Raw genomic sequence first — 17,226 nt, forward strand, 5'->3', positions numbered from 1 at the left:
ACAGATTGGTCTTGCGCGACAGGCAGGACGGGCACTGCCGGCATTCCGGCGTATAGAGCGGGATGACATGGTCGCCCTTCCTGACGCTAGCGACGCCCTTGCCGACATCGACGACGATGCCGGCGCCCTCGTGGCCGAGAATGGCCGGAAACAGGCCTTCGGGATCGGCGCCCGACAGCGTGAATTCGTCGGTATGGCAGATGCCTGTTGCCTTGATCTCGACCAGCACCTCGCCCTCGCGCGGACCGTCGAGGTCGACCTCCATGATCTCCAGCGGCTTTCCGGCGGCAACGGCGACAGCGGCGCGCGTTTTCATGAGGGTTTCTCCCAAATGCATTTTAATCGCAGGCAAATTCTACTCGCCGCAGAATCTGGATCGCGGGCCTGACCGTTCTCTTCGGAGATCGTCCGCAATCACGAACTGAACAGGGTAGGCGGACGTTTGCGCTAGCTAGATTTTCTTCGAGCGAGCGCGCATCGCCGCTACTTTCGAGCCCAAAGCCGCTTGCCTTTCGAGACGTCCAGGAGGATTTCCCGTGCGGCGTTGTGCCCGGGTATACCGCTTACACAGCCGCCCGGATGACAAGAGGAGCCGCACTGATAGAGCCCGTGGATTGGAGAACGATAGTCGGAGTAGTGTGGAACTGGCCTTTTAAAGAACTGCTGATCCGCTGACATCTCGCCATGAAGGATGTGTCCATGAGGTATATTCAGGATTCGTTCAATGTCCGGAGGAAGCAAGACCTGCATATCAATGACGCTGCTCGAAAAACCTGGAGCAAAATCGTCAAGGACGTTCATGACACTTTTGACGAAGCCCGCTCGTTCAGTCTCCCAACTGGCCCCCTTCAACTCATAAGGAGCATGCCCACCATAAAGATGGACAACATGTTTCCCGGCCGGCGCCATCGTGTCATCAATGAGTGAAGGCACGCCAACGGACATCCAAGGCTTTTCTGAATACCAACCATACTTGGCGTCATCGTAGGCTCGCTCCAGGTAGTCGATATCAGGGCCGATGTGAGCGAACGTGACCGCATCGATACCGCTACGCTCGCGATCGAATGAGGCGAACTTTGGCGCCGTGTCGCATGCAACATTGATCTTCCATGCCGTCGAAAAAGTCTTGAACCGCCGGATTTGATCAATGAATCCTGTAGGAAGTTCGCGCTCATCCACGAGATCGTCAAACAAAATCTTGGCATGAGCGTTGCTGATCACGATGGGCGCGAAATATTCGGAGCCTTCGAGAGTGACGACACCTGTTACTCGTCCATTACGAGTTTCAACCTTCGTCACCTCGCTGTTCAGCCGGATCTCAAGGCCGAACTGTTTGCCGGAGGCGGCCAGCGCTTGGGATACGGCGCCCATTCCACCTACGGCGTGACCGGCTGGCGACGGAACATTTTCTTTTCCGCCGTCTGCCATGGTGAATAGGTAATACAGGGTAGCCCACGCCGAGCCTGGTGACTTGGGACCCATCATATTGCCCACACCAGCCCAATAAGAGAAGTGCCCTCGAATAACTGGGCTTTCAAACCACTGCGACAAAAATTCGTCGGCACTTTGTGTGAACAGGTCCGCGATCTTATAAATGCGATCGCCAATCTTTCTGTAGCGCCAAAGGAACGAGAAATTCTCCTTAAAAGACTTCCAGTCACGTTTAGACGGATCTATCGGGGTCTCAAGAAGAAGTTTATGAAATATTGGGCCTAGATCGGCTAGGTACGCAAGAAAGTCTGAATACTTAATCGCGTCTTTTTGCGAGAAGCGTGCGATATGTCGTTGGGCCGTTGCTAGGTCGCTGCTATATATATAAAACTCTTTGTTAGAAATCGGCACAAATAGGTCATTGTGCTTGACGGCCCTCAGTCCAAACTTCTCGAGCTCGAGCTCCCTATTTACCTTTGGATGCAGATGCCCGAGCCCATATGAAAAGACAGAGAATTTAAATCCAGGAACAATTTCCTCGGTAACGGCTGCGCCACCTACAATGTCTCGTCGCTCCAGCACCAAGGTCTTTAGGCCAGCGCGAGCGAGATAACCCCCGCAAACCAGCCCGTTGTGCCCACCCCCAATAATAATTGCATCATAATGGCTGGACTTCGAATACTTGCCTTCTACGGAACCGGATGCTGAAGCAATCATGCGGTAGGTTACCCCTGGGTCACGGTAGGTGGAATGGATGGCTCTGGATTAGTGGCGCATCAGAGGATGCCCGCTGATAGCAGTTGGCCTCTGCACGTCTTATGTAGAACGTTATTCCAATTAGGATAGCGTGTCAATTACGTCTCGGGCTTTTTGCGTTACGCCCCTAGAGTGGATCGCCTGTAGGTGATGTGCGTTATGGTGGGATCCGACTAATCACGTGTGTGCCGCACCTCTCGGCTCGGCCTGAGTATGACCTCGTTGGCACGGGGGCGCCTTGATGTAGAAATCGCACCAATCAATCGGTGGCGAGCGATATAGCGATGTACAGAACGCAGCCGCCGGCGTCCGACCTGGCCGTTCATAAGCCTCTTGCGCAGATATCGTCGGTCCGGGACCGAAGGCGATGCCCGCAGGAAGCAAAAAGGACACACTTGGCATGGGAGTTGCCGTAAATCTCGATCCAGCTCAGCTAGGCTAGGTCGTGAGGTCGTGAACTCATAAATGCGGTATGACTGAGATGGGTGGGAAGCAGAGTAAAGGGTTTGGCTTAGCCCTTCACGCCCCATTTTAGTTGGCTGGCATCGACGACGTCTGATCCCATATGCTCAACAAAATAGTCTCGTATCCTTTGGCGATGCCGGTCCCATCTGGGAGGCATTCGCTCACTCTCATTCTCATATTCAGCCAGAAAAACCCATTCCACGAATTGATCCGCTGTAACATCACCGGATCGAGGAATAAAATCGGTGACATGCATGAACTTGTCGCCGTGCATTCCTCCACAATAGCCATGACCGGCACAGACCGCGTGCATGAGCGAGTCGAATCTATTCTTTGATTTCATGGAACATGCGCGATGATGAAGCGGGATGCCTGCGCGCGCCACGCCAGCATATCCTTCTTAGGCGTAGGTCCGCAATGGGTCGTTTTCCGACCGGGACTTTTATATTGCGGCCGAATCTGATTCAGGCTCCGCATGAGCCGATATGACCTGGCCGACTTAGAATGGCGCGTGATCGAGCCGCTGTTGCCCAACAAGCCGCGAGGAGTGCCGCGCGTAGACGACCGCCGAGTGCTGAACGGCATCTTCTGGGTGTTGCGATCGGGTGCGCCATGGCGCGATCTGCCAGAGCGATACGGCCCACGCACCACCTGCTACAATCGCTTCGTCCGATGGCGGAAAGCAGGTGTGTGGAACCGCCTCATGGATGCCATCACCAACGCCCATGACGGCAAGGTGCAGATGATTGATACCTCCATTGTTCGCGTCCATCAGCAGGGTGCGACGGCAAAAAGGGGGATCGAGATCATTGTCTCGGTCGATCCCGAGGCGGGCTGACAACCAAAATCCATGCTCTTGTCGACGCCAAAGGCAGGCCAATCAAGCTGATGCTCACCGCAGGACAGAAGAGTGACATCGCGTCCGCTGCCGACTTGATCTCGGATTTACCCGAAGGCGCCATGTTGCTCGCCGATAAGGGCTATGATGCCAACGCCTTGCGCAATGCGGTCACCGAGCGAAAGGCATGGGCCAACATCCCGCCCAAGGCCAACCGCAAGGGGCCGATCTGCTTCAGCCCCTTCCTCTACAAGGCGCGCAACCTCGTCGAGCGCTTCTTCAATAAGGCCAAGCAATTCCGCCGTATTGCTACCCGCTACGACAAGCTGGCAGAAAACTATCTCGCCGCCCTCAAACTCGTCTCAATCCGCATCTGGCTACGCGGTAATGAGTCTACGCCCTAACACTACTTTGGCAGAATTGATTTTGGGGTCATTCGGAACCGGATACGGCAGTGTGGACATCGTTGTGTCGGATGGTGGTTTGAGAGTGCTGCTATGACGGCGCGTCGGATGGCTGGCAGTGTCGGTTTAGGCGGGCCGCGTCTCGTCCTTTTTTTCCCGCTTTGCCTCATGTAGGCGCTGATGTTGCAGGAAGGCATAAGCGATCATTGTCATCAGTGCATGTCGGTGGAGGCCTTGCCACGATCGGCCTTCGAAGTGATCGAGACCGAGCTCTTCCTTCATCTGCTGATGGGCCTGCTCGCAGACCCATCGGGCTTTGATGGCCGCCGCCAGCTGCTTTAATGTCGCCTCGGCTGGAAGATTGGACAGGTAGTACTTGCGTTCATCGTTTGAGCGCCACTCGCCAACCAACCAGGCTTCCTCGCCTGGCATATGCTGTTGTCCCTTGTCGAGAATACGCTGCGGACTGCCATCAGCAATTCGAATGCGCAGGGCAGCAAAGCGCGCGGTCAACCGGCCTTTGGTGCCACGCCGCCAGCTGAGTTTCCTCCACGTCGAGGCCGCGAGGATCGTTTCGGCTGCTGTCGATAGCGTATCGGGGATGGAATGCTTACGTGGCCGTCCATGGCCGGCGAAAGGAAAGATCAATGCGACATCATGGGGATAAACCTTCTGATGCTTGGGAATGCCGACAGCCCAGGTGAGACCCCGCGCACTCAAACCCTGGCGAAATGCAGCGGATAGACCAAAACCTGCATCCGCGAGCACAGTACCAAACCGGACACCTGCCGCAATCAGCCGATCGATCTCGCCGAGCGCGATCTCGGGCTTGGTGCGGGATACGCGCGATAGCTCGGGAACGCCCGCTTTGCCATTCTGTCCTGATCGCTGGTCCAACTCTCGGGCAGGAACTGCCGCAAACGCACCGGGACAGGGACTTCGTCGCGTGCCAGCGTCAATGACACCAGCGTCTGGCAGTTGGCGCGCTTGCCCAGCATCGATGCATATTGTGGTGCGACCCCAACAGAATGGTCGCCCTTCTTCGGAAGAGCTGTATCATCGATCACCAGAAAAGCATCCGAAGCCCCGACTATTCTGTCAGCCTGCACCGCCAATTCCGCCTCAAGCGGACCGGCGTCCCAAATGCCACCCGAGATGAAATGATGCAGGCGGTCGTAGCGATCAGGCGCAAGGCGTTCCGCCATCGGCTCGATACTCTTGCGATCGCCCGGCCCGATGAGACCAGAAATATAAACCGGGCACATCTGCCGCCGCTTCTTGTGGCCAAGCTTCTCAACGAACGGCTTCAGCCATTCCGTCAGGGCAACATCCTGCTCTGCCATCCTTCGCACCCCTGTTGGAGCGCCAAAGATGGCCGATCATCGTTAACCGAGGATTAATCTGCCAAAGTAGTGCTAAGCTAATTTATCCTATGAGCAATTCACTTGTCGGCATTTTGTCGTTGCCTCAGGGGCCATAACTCCCCAAGCTTGGCAGCCGTAGAAACGACCGATGATGCTATTTCTTCCTGCCGCTCCGTGGTCAGGCGCGACCGCGGACCTGCAACGCTGACCGTGCCAACCGTCTGAACGCCACCCAATGTAATCGGTGCAGCAATCGCAACAACGCCCGGCTCAGCCTCTTCATTCGAAATCGCCCAGCCTCGGTTGCGAGCTCGTTTCAATTCCTCCATAAATTCTTCCACGCGGACGTTAGATCGCTCCCGTCCATCAGCGCTGTCATGAATGGCGATGCGAATTGCATCTGTCTGGTCGAGCGTCGACAAATAAGCCTTGCCGTTGGCTGTGTTCGCCAAGCGCACTTTTGCTACCAATTCAGGCTGATATTTCAAGCCATTTCGAGCGCCTTGAACCTGTGCAATCCAGGTGAGGGTTTCGCCCTGCACGACAGCCATTCGAACAAGCTCCGAGCTTTCTGCCGCCAATTGCTCCAACGCGGGCTGGCAGACATCAGTCAGGTGGGTCGCGCTTAGAAACCGTTGACCAAAAATGGCAAGCCTGAGCGTGAGTTTATAAAAACCAGTGACAGGCTCCTGCTCCACCCAACCGGTTTCGCTCAAAATGTTGAGCATTCGATGGGCTGCGCTCTTTTGAAGATCGAGCTTCTCAGCAATTTCACCGAGACGCATCGCTGCCGCCTCATTCGCTAGTAGCTCAATTACGGCAAAGCAACGCTCCACAAGGGAATTCACCACTCGCACCATTCACCTCCTACGGATCGTTCCAAAAATAATGACATTCTATCAGCCGCAGAAGTGGATCGGTCAAGCGTATTCCAGAAGTCTGCGCAAAGCGTAGCCCTACGGCTACGGACGTTTTGAATCAGTAGCTTTGGATGCAAGCGCATGATTTTGGACCGCCTCGGCGGGTAAAACGCAGCGAACTCTCCGGTCGCACTGGAAAGGAGCATCAAGCCGGTGGGCCGGCGCGAGGCCCGATCGATGCAATCTGTCTTCGAGCGCTCGCCACCACCTTTTTGCTCTCGCCTGATCCTACGGCTGCGGGAAGCCAATAATGCGTCGCCCGCCAGCGATACCACGATCTCTCAGACAACGACTGAGTTTATCCACCCGGTAGGCACGCCGGCCCAAGCGGCTCGAAACTTTTGTAGGTTAATATAAACTCCTGGTGGCCGAGCTCCTCGGACCGCGTGCGACCGCCTTCGCCAAGCGAAACCACCAAGTCGCGAATCTCATGGGCCACCTCGTCGATAGAGGCCTCACTACGCAGGATTCTACCGGCGTTAACGTCCATGTCATCTGCCATTCGGTCGTAGGTCTCCGGATTGGCGCATATTTTTATGACAGGCGAAATGGCAGAGCCGACGACGGATCCACGTCCAGTGACAAACAAATTGACATGCGCACCGCAAGCCATCAGTTCTGCGATTTCCGCATTGTCGTTGATGTTGGGGAAGCCAAAGCGGACCTCGCCGTCTGGCACAACGTCGAGCAGATAGAGCCCTCCTCGCGGGGGGAGGGTGCCAGGCTTTAGCATGCCGGAAACCGGTGAAGCGCCGGACTTGGCGTAAGCGCCCAGCGACTTTTCCTCGATGGTACTCAAACCACCTGTGGCGTTGCCGACGGCGAACGAGCCGTAGCCGAGCGTCGCATAGTAGCGCGCCGCCTTGGCCACGCTGTCTATCAGCGATTGTCCCAGTTCAGCGGTATTTGCGCGAGCGGCCATGATGTGCTCGCAGCCGATCAATTCGCCCGTTTCCTCGAAGATGCAGGCGGCGCCGTCGCCGATCAGCAGATCGAATGCGCGACCCGCCGCCGGATTGCCGGTAATTCCGCTCGTCCCATCCGAGCCGCCGCAGATCGTACCGACGACGAGCTCGCTCACCGCCATATCGACAGGGCTCTGCGCGTTAAGAAGGGAGCGGGTGCTCTGCACCCAGGCACGGCCCTGCTCGATCGTAGTACGTGTGCCACCGACTGCTTGAATGGTGAGCACTTCCGTTGGGCGGCCCGACTGGCGGATCGTAGCGGCAAGGCGATTCTTATCCATGCACTCGCAGCCAAGCGAAATCAGAAGCGCGGCACCGACGTTCGGGTGCGTACAGAGCCGCTCGAGCATCAGTCGCGCATAGTCATTCGGGTAACAGCCGGGGAAGCCGATGACCTGTATGTCGCGTCCCTCGAAGGACTGCGCGATTTCGCGCGCCACATGGTGCGCGCATTCGACCGTATAGACGACAACGAGCACGTTGCGGATGCCCTTGCGGCCGTCGTTACGCAAATAGCCTTTCATAGTGTGTCCTTCGTATAGGTGGGGATATACGCGCTAGCGATATTGTGCGTGTGGACATGAGCCCCGAGCGCGATCGCCTCGGTTGCGTAGCCGATCGGCGCGCCAAGTTTTACGATTTTCTCGCCCGCCGCGATCGCGGCTCGCGCCACCTTGTGGCCGACAGGGATGTCGGCTGAAACCTCCACTCGAACGCCTGACAGAGCGACGACGTCGCCGGCCCTAAGCCGCGTGCGCACGGTGGCGACGTTGTCAGCCATATTTAGGATCAGCAGCTTCGGATCGTCACGCATGCCGGACCACCGCGAACTTGCTTACGTGGACTTGAGCTTGGTTCTGCGCAGGCTCTTTTCCGTGTAACTGAACAGCGGTCGCCATCTTGAACACTTTCATAGTCCTGCCGTCTCAAAATTTACCGTGCTGCAGATAAGCTTCCTGCGGGTCGACACCGGCTAGGATCGCCTTGCGCACAAGATTTTCGGTGGCGATCGCCGTCTCGGCCTTTTCGAGGACTTCGCCGACCGACGCCTTGGGGATGCGTAGGAGGCCGTCGCGGTCGCCAAGCACGTAGTCGCCTGGCGCCACCCTCACGTCGCCGATCTGGATTTCAATGTTCACAGACTTGGGCAGCCAGTGGCCTACAATGTCTCGCGGCGTGTAGCCCCGAGACCAGGACGGAAAGCCTATCTCGAGCAGAAAGTTGGTGTCACGAATGAACCCGTCGGCCACGCAACCGAGGACTCCCTTGTTCTTCAGTGTCTCTGCGGAGAGTTCGCCCATATGCGCGACGATCCTGTCGTTCGGCTGCGATACCCAGATGGAGCCCGCCGGGGCCTTAGAGAGCAGGCCGGTCCAGGCGAGCAGGGTCTCGTGCGCATCGGTAGGGCTTGCTTCGCCTTCGACGGTAAAGGCTGGACCGCAAATGACGCCGGCTGGATCAAGCGGCCTGAGCTCGGTAGGAAACGTGAAATCGCGAAAGCCCATGGCGCGCATGACGTCGTGCACGACGCCGGTGTAGCAGCGCCCTAGGCGACCGGTGATATCTGTCACGGCAAAATCCTTAGTTTGTGAACCAAGACGATTTTCGGCCGCCCGAACACAAGCGGGAGGACGAGGGCAGGAGACAATCATAGTAATGAGCGGCTTCCGTAAGGCAGATCCGTAAGGCAGAGAAGATAACCGCCAATACCGGCGACTGACGCCAGCATCAGGGCGGCTATCTGCCACCACATTCATTCACTATTGGAACATCGTTCAATCTGAACCAAAATTCCAATAGCACTGTCCCAATTTCGCGTCAAGGCTACGATGCATTCTGCGGATCGAAGCTGGCATGGGATAATGCTGCCGCGGCTTTGCCCGGAACAGCCGCAATCGCCCGAGCAACATCGGCGAGGGTGCATCACTGCTGCTGGTGCCCCGTGATGGCCCGAAGCCGGATCTCCACCGCGCTCAGTCGGTCGGCCTCAGAGGCAACCAGGTCGAACAAGATGGGGTAACGGGCCGCCAAGCGGGCCGCTCACTTCGCTACGGCGCTTGAGTGGCGCGCTCCGCTCGCGGCTTGCTTGGCGATGAGGTGGTCGTCCCTCACACTGATGGTGTTAACGGAGTCGGGACAGGCCCGCTCCAAGCATCAAGGAGACACGACCATGGAGCACTATGCAGGGATCGACGTGTCATTGGAATACTCGAGCGTGTGCGTTGTCGATGCAAGCGGCAAGATCGTTCGCGAAACCAGGGTGGCGAGCGAGCCGGAGGCATTGATTGCCTGGTTTGCCTCGCTCGGCCTTCCTCTGGCGCGGATCGGGCTAGAAGCCGGGCCGCTGTCGCAATGGCTCTTTGCGGCGATGCGGCAGGCGGGACTGGCGGTCGAGCTGCTGGAGACGCGACATGTGCGCGACGCCTTCAAGGCCATCCGGTGAAGTCGGACCGCAATGACGCTCGCGGGATCGCGCAGCTGATGCGGCTTGGCTGGTTCCGGCCGGTGCATTGCAAGTTGCTGGCCGCGCAAGAGGTGCGGGCGGTCCTGACGGCGCGCAAGCTCATTCAATCGAAGCTGAGGGATGTAGAGAACAGCGTGCGTGGCATTTTGCGCGGCTTCGGGCTCAAGGTCGGCAAGACAACACCGCGCGACTTTGCTTGCCGCATCCGTGACCTGGTGGCTAGCCATCCGAACCTGAAGACGGTGGCCACGGTGCTGCTTTCTGTGCACGCCGTGCTACTGCGCGAGTTCCAGGCTCTCGAGAAAAAGGTTCGCGCGCTGGTGCGCCTTGATGCCAGGGCCAGGCGGTTGATGTCGACGCCGGGAGGCGGTCCGATCGTGGCGCTCACTTATGCCGCTGCGATCGACGACCCCGGGCGCTTTCGTTCGTCGAAGCGGGCGGGCGCGCATTTCGGCCTGACGCCGAAGAGGTATCAATCCGGCGAGACCGACTATAGCGGCGGCATCAGCAAGATCGGGGATGCCGCAGTGCGCACGGCGCTCTATGGGGCCGCCCACATCATGCTGGTGAAGCCGCTCAAGGGCTGCACGGAGCTGAAAAGCTGGGCGATGCGGATCGCCCGGCGGGCCGGGATGAAGAAGGCCAAGGTGGCGCTGGCGCGCAAGCTTGCGGTGATCCTGCACCGCATGCTCGCCGATGGAACTGTCTTCCACGCGGCGGCCAGGACAATGACGGCAGCCGCCTGAGAAAGGGGAGAACAACCGTATTCGGGCGGGTCACGACACCAGGCCCTCCCGAAGCGAGGTCCCGTTGCCGGGACGATGGATCAGGTCAGACCGCAACAGCCTGCGTGGCATCGCGATCACGCGTCACTAGATTTGGTCGGCCTTATCATCTTCAAACTCCATCAGGTGGCGGTCGCGCACCGACCCCGTACAGAAGCAAGACCCCGGCGACTGGACGACGCAAAAAGGGATTGACCTATCGAGGCCCGTTACAGAAGTGGCTGTTGATGAAGCCGTAGACATCGGCTGCGAGCTGAACAGCGGCCTGTTCTCCAACGGGCGTGTGTGGATGTTCTCCCCATTGCAAGGGGTTGATGACGACGGCCTCGTTTAAGCAGCTCTTATGGCTGCGGGCCCTGATGAAGTTTGCGGGTCGGATCCCAATCAGAACATCGAGCAATTGCTCACAACCCCTAGCGGGCTATTCCGGCCCCGACCGGTTTGTCATCACGGCTGAGCGCCCCAAAGAAAGGGAGCATTTCCATGCGTCGTAAGCGTCGTCGCACCACAACGCGCCCTTCGCCATCAATGCCATGGACCTGAAAGACGTTCTTGACCAAGTCCAAACGGATTGTCGCTACATGCATGGTGGTCTCCTTGCTCGCTGCGTTGTTGCCAAACACCGCGCTCATAGGTGCGCGGGGCCCGGAAAACATGCGCATGGGGTAATCGCGGGAGCGACGCGCCCTGGACGAGACGGCAGTGTCGATCCGCCGTGAAGGCGAACGGATCTGGCGCGGGAAGTGCGCATCTGATCCCCGGATCATTGCGGAGCTTGTCCGCAAGCGGGCGCCGGCCGCAAAGCGCGTCGCATCGCGCAAGGGCACGCCCGAGGAGTTCTTCAACGCGGCTAGTCGGTGCCTGAAGGGATCCAAAGGGCAAGGTCACAAGCCAACGTGAGGCCGCATCGGCTTCTTGATGGATCAGATTAGCATATGGCGCTATGCGAGGCTAAATCCGTCCGCCATTCCATGGCCCTCCACCAAACAGTTACGATCCCTGTGCGGGGCTACCAAAGAGGGGTGACCGTCATAGCCGCCGCTAGTGCTACTCTATGGTCCGCCCACGATTGGTTTAAGCTCATATAAGTGGAGGTTTATCATGGAATCTATTGTAAATTTTTTGTCGGCTATTCGTCGATGTGAAAGACTGTAGCGTTCCAACTTGTCGGTTATAACCGAGTTATTACGAGACACGTTGTACCCTAGCATTATCGCGCCGTTCGGCGCCAAATGACGTGGCGACTCGCGCAGGAATCTGTCAAGTAAGGATCCGCCTGGGTCAAAGCTGCTATGTTCAATCATACTCGCAATTTCAAAGTCGTCCGGGACATAGGTAGAGGGCATATGCCAGATGATGTAGTCGAATTTTGCATCTTGATCAATAGACAAGAATATATCGCTTTTAATGCAGGTGACATTTGGAATGTCATTCCGGCGAGCGTTAGACAGTGTATTTTCGACTGAGTTTGTCGTTATGTCAGTGGCAAGTACATGCGAAGCACCATTCTTTGCCAAAAACAAAGCAATTAGACCAGACCCGCATCCGATCTCAAGTACGGTCTTCCCGGTCATCGGCGGCAAGTGTTCTGTGACCCACCGGGCCGTATCACTCCAAAAGACATCCTTATGAACCTCAAGATCGAGCCCAAGACAGTGCACATACTTAGGAAAATCGGACAATTGACTTTCTGCCATTAGCTTCCTGATGTATCCGATCCTATCCTCATCCAACGATATATCTCCTCTTGGCAAACAGCCCGAGCACAATATAACCGCCTCGCACTATCTGTCTCGTTAAGTTTTCTTATAATTTATATTACATATGTGTAAACAAATGGCGCCAGATTTAACATCATATTATGTTGACTCCATAGTGAAGAGCAGCTCCCACCTCCCTTTGCAGTTGAGTCATAAAAGTCAAAAGGCGTCTTTTTCCCACCGAAGCTGAAGTCCGCTGTACGATCAGGTAGGAGAGCCCAATTCCAGTCGCTGAGGACGCCGCCTTCGTTCCAAAGCGTGTCGCGATTTAAGGGATTCAGGAGGTGCGCTAGGAAGATCCTGATGCGTCTCGATAAACACGCCCAGAACACCGGCGGAGATGGCTGCTCGCGCTACGCTCTCGACAAATTCCCTCTGGCCGATCGGCAGCGACCGCATATCCGAGACGAGCGTGTTGTAATCCAAGGACCGCTGCGCTCGCACAGAGGCACGTTAGGATTGCCATTCATGGTTAACTTCCGACGGCAGGCCATGATCTGACAGATGGCCAATACTCATAGGAAGCGTGTTTCATTTTTTCAGTGATTTGAAGCTCTTGGTAGAGAAGCATTAGCAAGGGGAGAACCGCTTTCGTAACCAGCGCACTTCATTCTTCACAAATTTGTAATCAAATATTAACGGATATTTCACGTGCAATATGAGGCAAGACGACGAATATGAAGCCATGTCAACGGAAGCACTTAAATATGAAGATCATCTGCTCCAGACACGGAAATACGTTTTCGCCCGGCGCGAAAGCGATATGGTTAGCTGGCCAAGCCGATCCTCCTCTCGTCTTGGAAGGGAAACGTCAGGCACGGCGACTCGGGACCGCGCTTCGGAGTGCAAGGCGCATACCATCCGCTGCATTTTGTAGTCCTTTGCGGCGAACAAGCGCCTATGCAGAGATCGCTTTGGCCACCTCTGGTGCAAGGCGGCTTCCCATCCCCGATTGGAGGCTTAGCGAGATAGACTATGGTGACTGGGAAGGCCTCTCGAACGTTGAAGTGGTCCGCCGTTTTGGCGCGCGTGCTTTCTTCGATTGGTATCGGCGTAGTATATGGCCAACATCGAACTGGAATACGGATCAGAATGTTTATTTCGACGCGATCGACAGCTTTCTTATGGATCTCAAGGGCTCTTACGGATCCACCGAAACCATCCTCGTGGTCACCGATCATGGGCCGCTCAAGTGTATAGGACGGCACCTTATGGGAAAATTTGGGGATTTTCCGGTAGCGCATTTGGCCCGAGTCGACACTGGCAACATCTGTGAATTGGAAATGGGGGATGATTTCCTCCGACCGGTTACCTGGAATGAGCGTCCGGGCGTCCTGGTTCCAGCGGCTTGACCAAAAATGAGGCGCTAAGGTGACCTCGCGCGACAAGAGCCGACCGGCAGTAGGTGCTGCTTCTCTCTGCGTATGGCCCGGGCACCCAGCCAAAGTCACGACTTATCGACATACATGGCCTGGCAGTTGATCTTTCGCGCTATCTCACTGATGCCGCCCGAAGGGTAAGAGCTGATAGCTTAGGAGAATCGCGCTCTGCCACGAGAGTTTCACTCGGGCGAGAGAGAGGACTGGCCCGGTCACCACATCTGGACCCTCTTCTCTTCCGAATCCGGTCGCGTGAAACTGCCACGCCTACGCAATACCTTCGGATTTCTCACTAACGATTTCATCAGCCCCCCCGATCCCAAAGCTTACACTTTGGGTAGAAAGGAAAATATACATGAGCACAGCGAGTCTTGAAGGACGGGTAGCGATTGTAACGGGTGGACACGGAGGGATCGGCAGCGCAATCGTAGCCCGACTCCTTCGAGAAGGCGCGCGCGTTGCGGTCTTTGATGTCGCGGGGAGCGAAGAACAGAGTCACGATTCGGTGCTTCGGATCCATTGCGACGTCACCGTGCCAGCTGACGTCGAAATGGCGCTAGCGTCGGTTCGTGAAGCTTTCGGACCGGTTCAAATCTTGGTCAACAATGCCGGGCTTCTCGGCCCCCTCGTGCGTGTACTGGAAATCACGATCGAGACGTGGCGTCGCGTAACAGACGTGAACCTGACGGGCACATTTGTCTGTTGTAAGGCCGTCGCAAGCGACATGGTTCAAGCTGGCTATGGCCGAATCGTTAACATAGCCTCGGTTCAAGCTAAGGAGGGGACGGAGCTCGCGGGTGCATACGCTGCCTCCAAGGCAGGGGTCATCACTCTGACCAAGACACTTGGCAAGGAACTCGCCACAAGCGGGGTCTTGGTGAACTGTATCACACCAACCGCAGTTGACGGCGGAATGATTGATTTGATTGCGGACCAGCGCCGCACATACATTCTCGACCGCATCCCAATGAAGCGTTTCTGCTCCGTGAACGAAGTTGCGGCCATGGTCGCTTGGCTCGCAGGTGACGAGTGCTCGTTTTCCACAGGAGGTGTGTTCGACCTTTCGGGTGGAAGATCGAGCTATTGAGTTTTTGCGCCTGCCCGATTGGGTAGCCTTGAACCTGGTTTCCGCACTGTGAGGAGGTCGAGGACAGCACCAACCGTGCCCCACAGTGCCACTGCCTCTCGGCCTTTTGCGTGCAGCCACGACCGCGACGAGAAGCGCGTGACCCGCAGACGAAACGGCCGGAAAAGAAGAGGGAGTAGCTTGACCTCAACGACCCCAATCAGAGAGGACTCTAATTGTCAAATTTGTCCGGTCCGCGACATACGCGTTTTACAAGTCTCCTGCCTTGCCAGGTCTAACTAGCTGAAATTAACACAAATCTTTTCGGACCGGCCAGACAAATTGGCACGCGTTTTGAACCCTATGCAGCGTGGACCGCGGGGAGGCGGCAGCGGCATTCATCTGCAAAGTGAGGGCCGGCCCAAGCCTCGCAAGACGATGCAGTATCATAAAACTTAAAGAGAAAAGACAAACCCACGAGAAAGGAATTCATCATGAAAGATCAAGTACGAGATAAGGACCTTTATGCACAGTATGGCGAAATATGGAGCGACGTCTATGATGAATATGCGGAAGTGCTCAATAAATCTGCCGAGAACGCGCATGCAGTTGGCTTCCTCAAGTCCTATGTCAAAAACGGAACTGCACTCGAACTTGGTGTCGGAAATGGCCATATCGCCCTACCCCTCGCGGAAACAGGGGCATCGGTTCACGGTCTCGATAACTCGGAGAGGATGCTTGCCTCCCTTCACGAGAGGAAGGGAAGAGGTTCGGTCACGACACACTTTGGCGACATGGCAATGTTCGATCTTGGTATCCAATATGATCTGATATACTGTGTAAATAGCACGTTTTCACTTATGGCAACGGCCGAACAGCAAATAAGCTGTTTTGAATCAATTGTGAAGGCGCTAAGGCCAGACGGTCGAGTCGTTTTGGACTTATACTATCCTTATACCGCCGACTTCTCACATTCAGGCGTATACGGAGACCAGAGAACCACCGTTTTGCATACGGACGAGCGGCGGGTGATGGTGCGCTTTGCCAGACACGATCGAAACCAGCAACTTTTTATTTCTCAGGACCTTTTGATCACGGCCTCCGGAAACAAACTGATACCACTTAAGATGCGTTATATCTATCCAACCGAGCTCGACTTGCTTGCAAGGGTGAGCGGACTCGAGCTTATCGAGCGTTGCGGAGATTGGCAGAGGCGCCCCTTTGAGAATGCATCTCGGCAATACATGTCGGTGTTCCGAAAAGCCACGAAATGAAGTGACCCGGATGGAGACGTTTCGTGCAGCATGCGCTCGATTGAAGGCATATCGCACGATGAGTGAGTGGTGCCGCTTGTTGAGACAATTCGGCGGCCTGGCTAAGGTGAATCGGGGTTTCTTCTATGCGGGCGATTGCTCCGTCATTCCCGCCATAGCATGTGCGTCCTTGCTGCCAAAGGATGAGTGCGGGCGTCGCCGATTGTAACAATCGGTTCAGGAACCGATACCGCTGCGCGCCCCGAAGATTGCTCAGATGAATCGCCTTGTCAGCGAGGGTATTGCCCGCTGCCTAAGGCGATCATCCTGACTGAATTGCAAATAATATGGGCTATGTCGCACCGGCCAAAACGCCGCAAGATCGTCCGCCGCAATGGAGATCAGCCGCGATATTTCCAAAATTCTTTCGCCGCCCAGCCGAAGGCTTGGGCCAGCGACACTCACCGTCCCGACTGGTGATCCGCCATTTGGACGTATTGCCGCAGCTATCGATACCACGCCAGGTTCGGCTTCTTCCACTGCCAAGGCCCAGCCTTGTTCTCGTGTGACTTCGAGTTCGCCTAGGATTGCCTCAATGGTCCGGACGGCATTGGGACCATGGCTGTCTGGATGCCCGAACCCATTTTTCAGTACTGCCTTGACCGCGGCTCCGGTAGTAAGAGTTGCGAGCCAGGCCTTCCCGTCGGCAGTGACTTGTAAAGGCACTTCTGCCGTTGTCTCCGGTTCGTAAATGAGGCCAGCCTTCGCCCCTTGCGCGTAGGCAATCCAAGCAAGACCGTCCTCTTGGACGGCAGCCACACGCACGAGTTCTTGGCTGTCCTGAGCAAGGCGGTCCACGACAAATTGGCAGATGTCAGGGGTTTTGGTTGCAGACAGGAGCCTTTGCCCGAGAACAGCAAGTCGCAACGTTAGACGATAAAAGCCGGTTTGGGAATCCTGCTCGAGCCAGCCAATTAGGCAAAGCACCGATAGAAATCGACGGACTGCGCTTTTCGGCAGATCGAGACGCTCGACGATATCCTCGAGGCGCAGGCTTTTCGCTTCAGTCGCCAAGAGAGCTATTGTGTCGAAGCACCGTTCTATAAGAATGTTGGACATTTGTACGATAGTATAAAGCTTTCGCCTGCGTCTATGGTCACGTCTTCGTCCCCGATGCTGGTGATTTCGGCCTCATGCTTGTGAGCCAACGACAGTTCTTCGATTGAGACGGGCGGATTGTCTTTGTCAGCGTCTTGCAACGTAGCGTCGGTGGACCAACCGCCGCCCCCGCGATGTTGCATTCGGCCGCGATGCGGAGGCCGAGAGCGGTCAACTTCACGTCGTCGCAAGAGCCCTTCTCGCCGGCGGGCTCGCGA

At 56.3% G+C, this 17,226-nt stretch carries 13 protein-coding genes and 3 pseudogenes; 5 read left to right on the forward strand and 11 right to left on the reverse strand.

Annotated elements, in window-relative coordinates; all coding sequences use genetic code 11:
* The 3 genes from NKH04_RS28680 to NKH04_RS28690 form a co-directional block, all read right to left on the reverse strand.
* Window positions 1-316 (reverse strand): alcohol dehydrogenase catalytic domain-containing protein (locus NKH04_RS28680; protein ID WP_353045328.1); only part of this gene is annotated, 316 nt, incomplete at its 3' end.
* A gap of 167 nt (window positions 317-483) precedes the next feature.
* Window positions 484-2,148, reverse strand: coding sequence for a phytoene desaturase family protein (locus tag NKH04_RS28685; protein ID WP_353011943.1), 1,665 nt, complete (start codon window positions 2,146-2,148; stop codon window positions 484-486).
* A 550-nt stretch (window positions 2,149-2,698) separates the two neighbouring features.
* Window positions 2,699-3,037 carry a hypothetical protein gene (locus NKH04_RS28690; RefSeq protein WP_353012807.1) on the reverse strand — a complete coding sequence of 113 codons (339 nt, stop codon included), beginning with the start codon at window positions 3,035-3,037 and terminating at the stop codon, window positions 2,699-2,701.
* Window positions 3,038-3,127: 90 nt separating this feature from the next.
* On the opposite strand from NKH04_RS28690, the gene NKH04_RS28695 reads away from it, so the two are divergent.
* Window positions 3,128-3,894, forward strand: a protein-coding gene (locus tag NKH04_RS28695) for an IS5 family transposase (RefSeq protein ID WP_353045329.1) whose coding sequence is annotated in 2 segments (ribosomal slippage) — window positions 3,128-3,440 and window positions 3,440-3,894 — 768 coding nt in all. Because the reading frame shifts where the segments join, the coding sequence is not laid out codon by codon here.
* A gap of 126 nt (window positions 3,895-4,020) precedes the next feature.
* Here the strand turns inward: NKH04_RS28695 and NKH04_RS28700 are convergent.
* The 5 genes and pseudogenes from NKH04_RS28700 to NKH04_RS28720 form a co-directional block, all read right to left on the reverse strand.
* A pseudogene (locus tag NKH04_RS28700) lies at window positions 4,021-5,159 on the reverse strand (IS701 family transposase).
* A gap of 176 nt (window positions 5,160-5,335) precedes the next feature.
* On the reverse strand, window positions 5,336-6,118 hold the full coding sequence (locus NKH04_RS28705; protein ID WP_353012801.1) for an IclR family transcriptional regulator: 783 nt from the start codon (window positions 6,116-6,118) through the stop codon (window positions 5,336-5,338).
* A 358-nt stretch (window positions 6,119-6,476) separates the two neighbouring features.
* On the reverse strand, window positions 6,477-7,667 hold the full coding sequence (locus tag NKH04_RS28710) for a UxaA family hydrolase (RefSeq protein ID WP_353045330.1): 1,191 nt from the start codon (window positions 7,665-7,667) through the stop codon (window positions 6,477-6,479).
* Window positions 7,664-7,957: a UxaA family hydrolase gene (locus NKH04_RS28715; RefSeq protein ID WP_353012795.1), complete on the reverse strand. Its 294-nt coding sequence runs from the start codon at window positions 7,955-7,957 to the stop codon at window positions 7,664-7,666. Before NKH04_RS28715 ends, NKH04_RS28710 begins: the two co-directional genes overlap by 4 nt.
* Window positions 7,958-8,069: 112 nt before the next feature.
* Window positions 8,070-8,714 (reverse strand): RraA family protein, encoded by a 645-nt coding sequence (locus NKH04_RS28720; protein WP_353012792.1) that lies wholly within the window; start codon window positions 8,712-8,714, stop codon window positions 8,070-8,072.
* Between the two features lie 599 nt (window positions 8,715-9,313).
* Between NKH04_RS28720 and NKH04_RS28725 the strand changes: the two are divergent.
* Window positions 9,314-10,353, forward strand: a pseudogene (locus tag NKH04_RS28725) (IS110 family RNA-guided transposase).
* Between the two features lie 1,091 nt (window positions 10,354-11,444).
* Here NKH04_RS28725 and NKH04_RS28740 read toward each other — a convergent pair.
* Together NKH04_RS28740 and NKH04_RS28745 are read right to left on the reverse strand one after the other, a co-directional pair.
* Window positions 11,445-12,125 carry a methyltransferase domain-containing protein gene (locus NKH04_RS28740; RefSeq protein WP_353045331.1) on the reverse strand — a complete coding sequence of 227 codons (681 nt, stop codon included), beginning with the start codon at window positions 12,123-12,125 and terminating at the stop codon, window positions 11,445-11,447.
* A gap of 303 nt (window positions 12,126-12,428) precedes the next feature.
* Window positions 12,429-12,631 (reverse strand): annotated as a pseudogene (locus tag NKH04_RS28745) (3-deoxy-8-phosphooctulonate synthase); the annotation flags it as partial.
* 228 nt (window positions 12,632-12,859) lie between these two features.
* Here NKH04_RS28745 and NKH04_RS28750 point away from each other — a divergent pair.
* From NKH04_RS28750 to NKH04_RS28760, 3 genes are all read left to right on the forward strand, one after another.
* Entirely contained in the window at window positions 12,860-13,504 is a 645-nt protein-coding gene (locus NKH04_RS28750; RefSeq protein WP_353045332.1) for a histidine phosphatase family protein, read from the forward strand.
* 382 nt (window positions 13,505-13,886) lie between these two features.
* Complete coding sequence (locus NKH04_RS28755) at window positions 13,887-14,618, forward strand: SDR family NAD(P)-dependent oxidoreductase (protein WP_353045333.1); 732 nt, start codon at window positions 13,887-13,889, stop codon at window positions 14,616-14,618.
* A gap of 473 nt (window positions 14,619-15,091) precedes the next feature.
* Window positions 15,092-15,871, forward strand: coding sequence for a class I SAM-dependent methyltransferase (locus NKH04_RS28760; protein ID WP_353045334.1), 780 nt, complete (start codon window positions 15,092-15,094; stop codon window positions 15,869-15,871).
* A 252-nt stretch (window positions 15,872-16,123) separates the two neighbouring features.
* Here NKH04_RS28760 and NKH04_RS28765 read toward each other — a convergent pair whose 3' ends face one another.
* Window positions 16,124-16,969: an IclR family transcriptional regulator gene (locus tag NKH04_RS28765; protein WP_353045335.1), complete on the reverse strand. Its 846-nt coding sequence runs from the start codon at window positions 16,967-16,969 to the stop codon at window positions 16,124-16,126.
* Between the last annotated feature and the right edge of the window lie 257 nt (window positions 16,970-17,226).

Origin of the sequence: Mesorhizobium sp. M1365, from assembly GCF_040317865.1 — a bacterium.
In the GTDB taxonomy this organism is placed as follows: domain Bacteria; phylum Pseudomonadota; class Alphaproteobacteria; order Rhizobiales; family Rhizobiaceae; genus Mesorhizobium.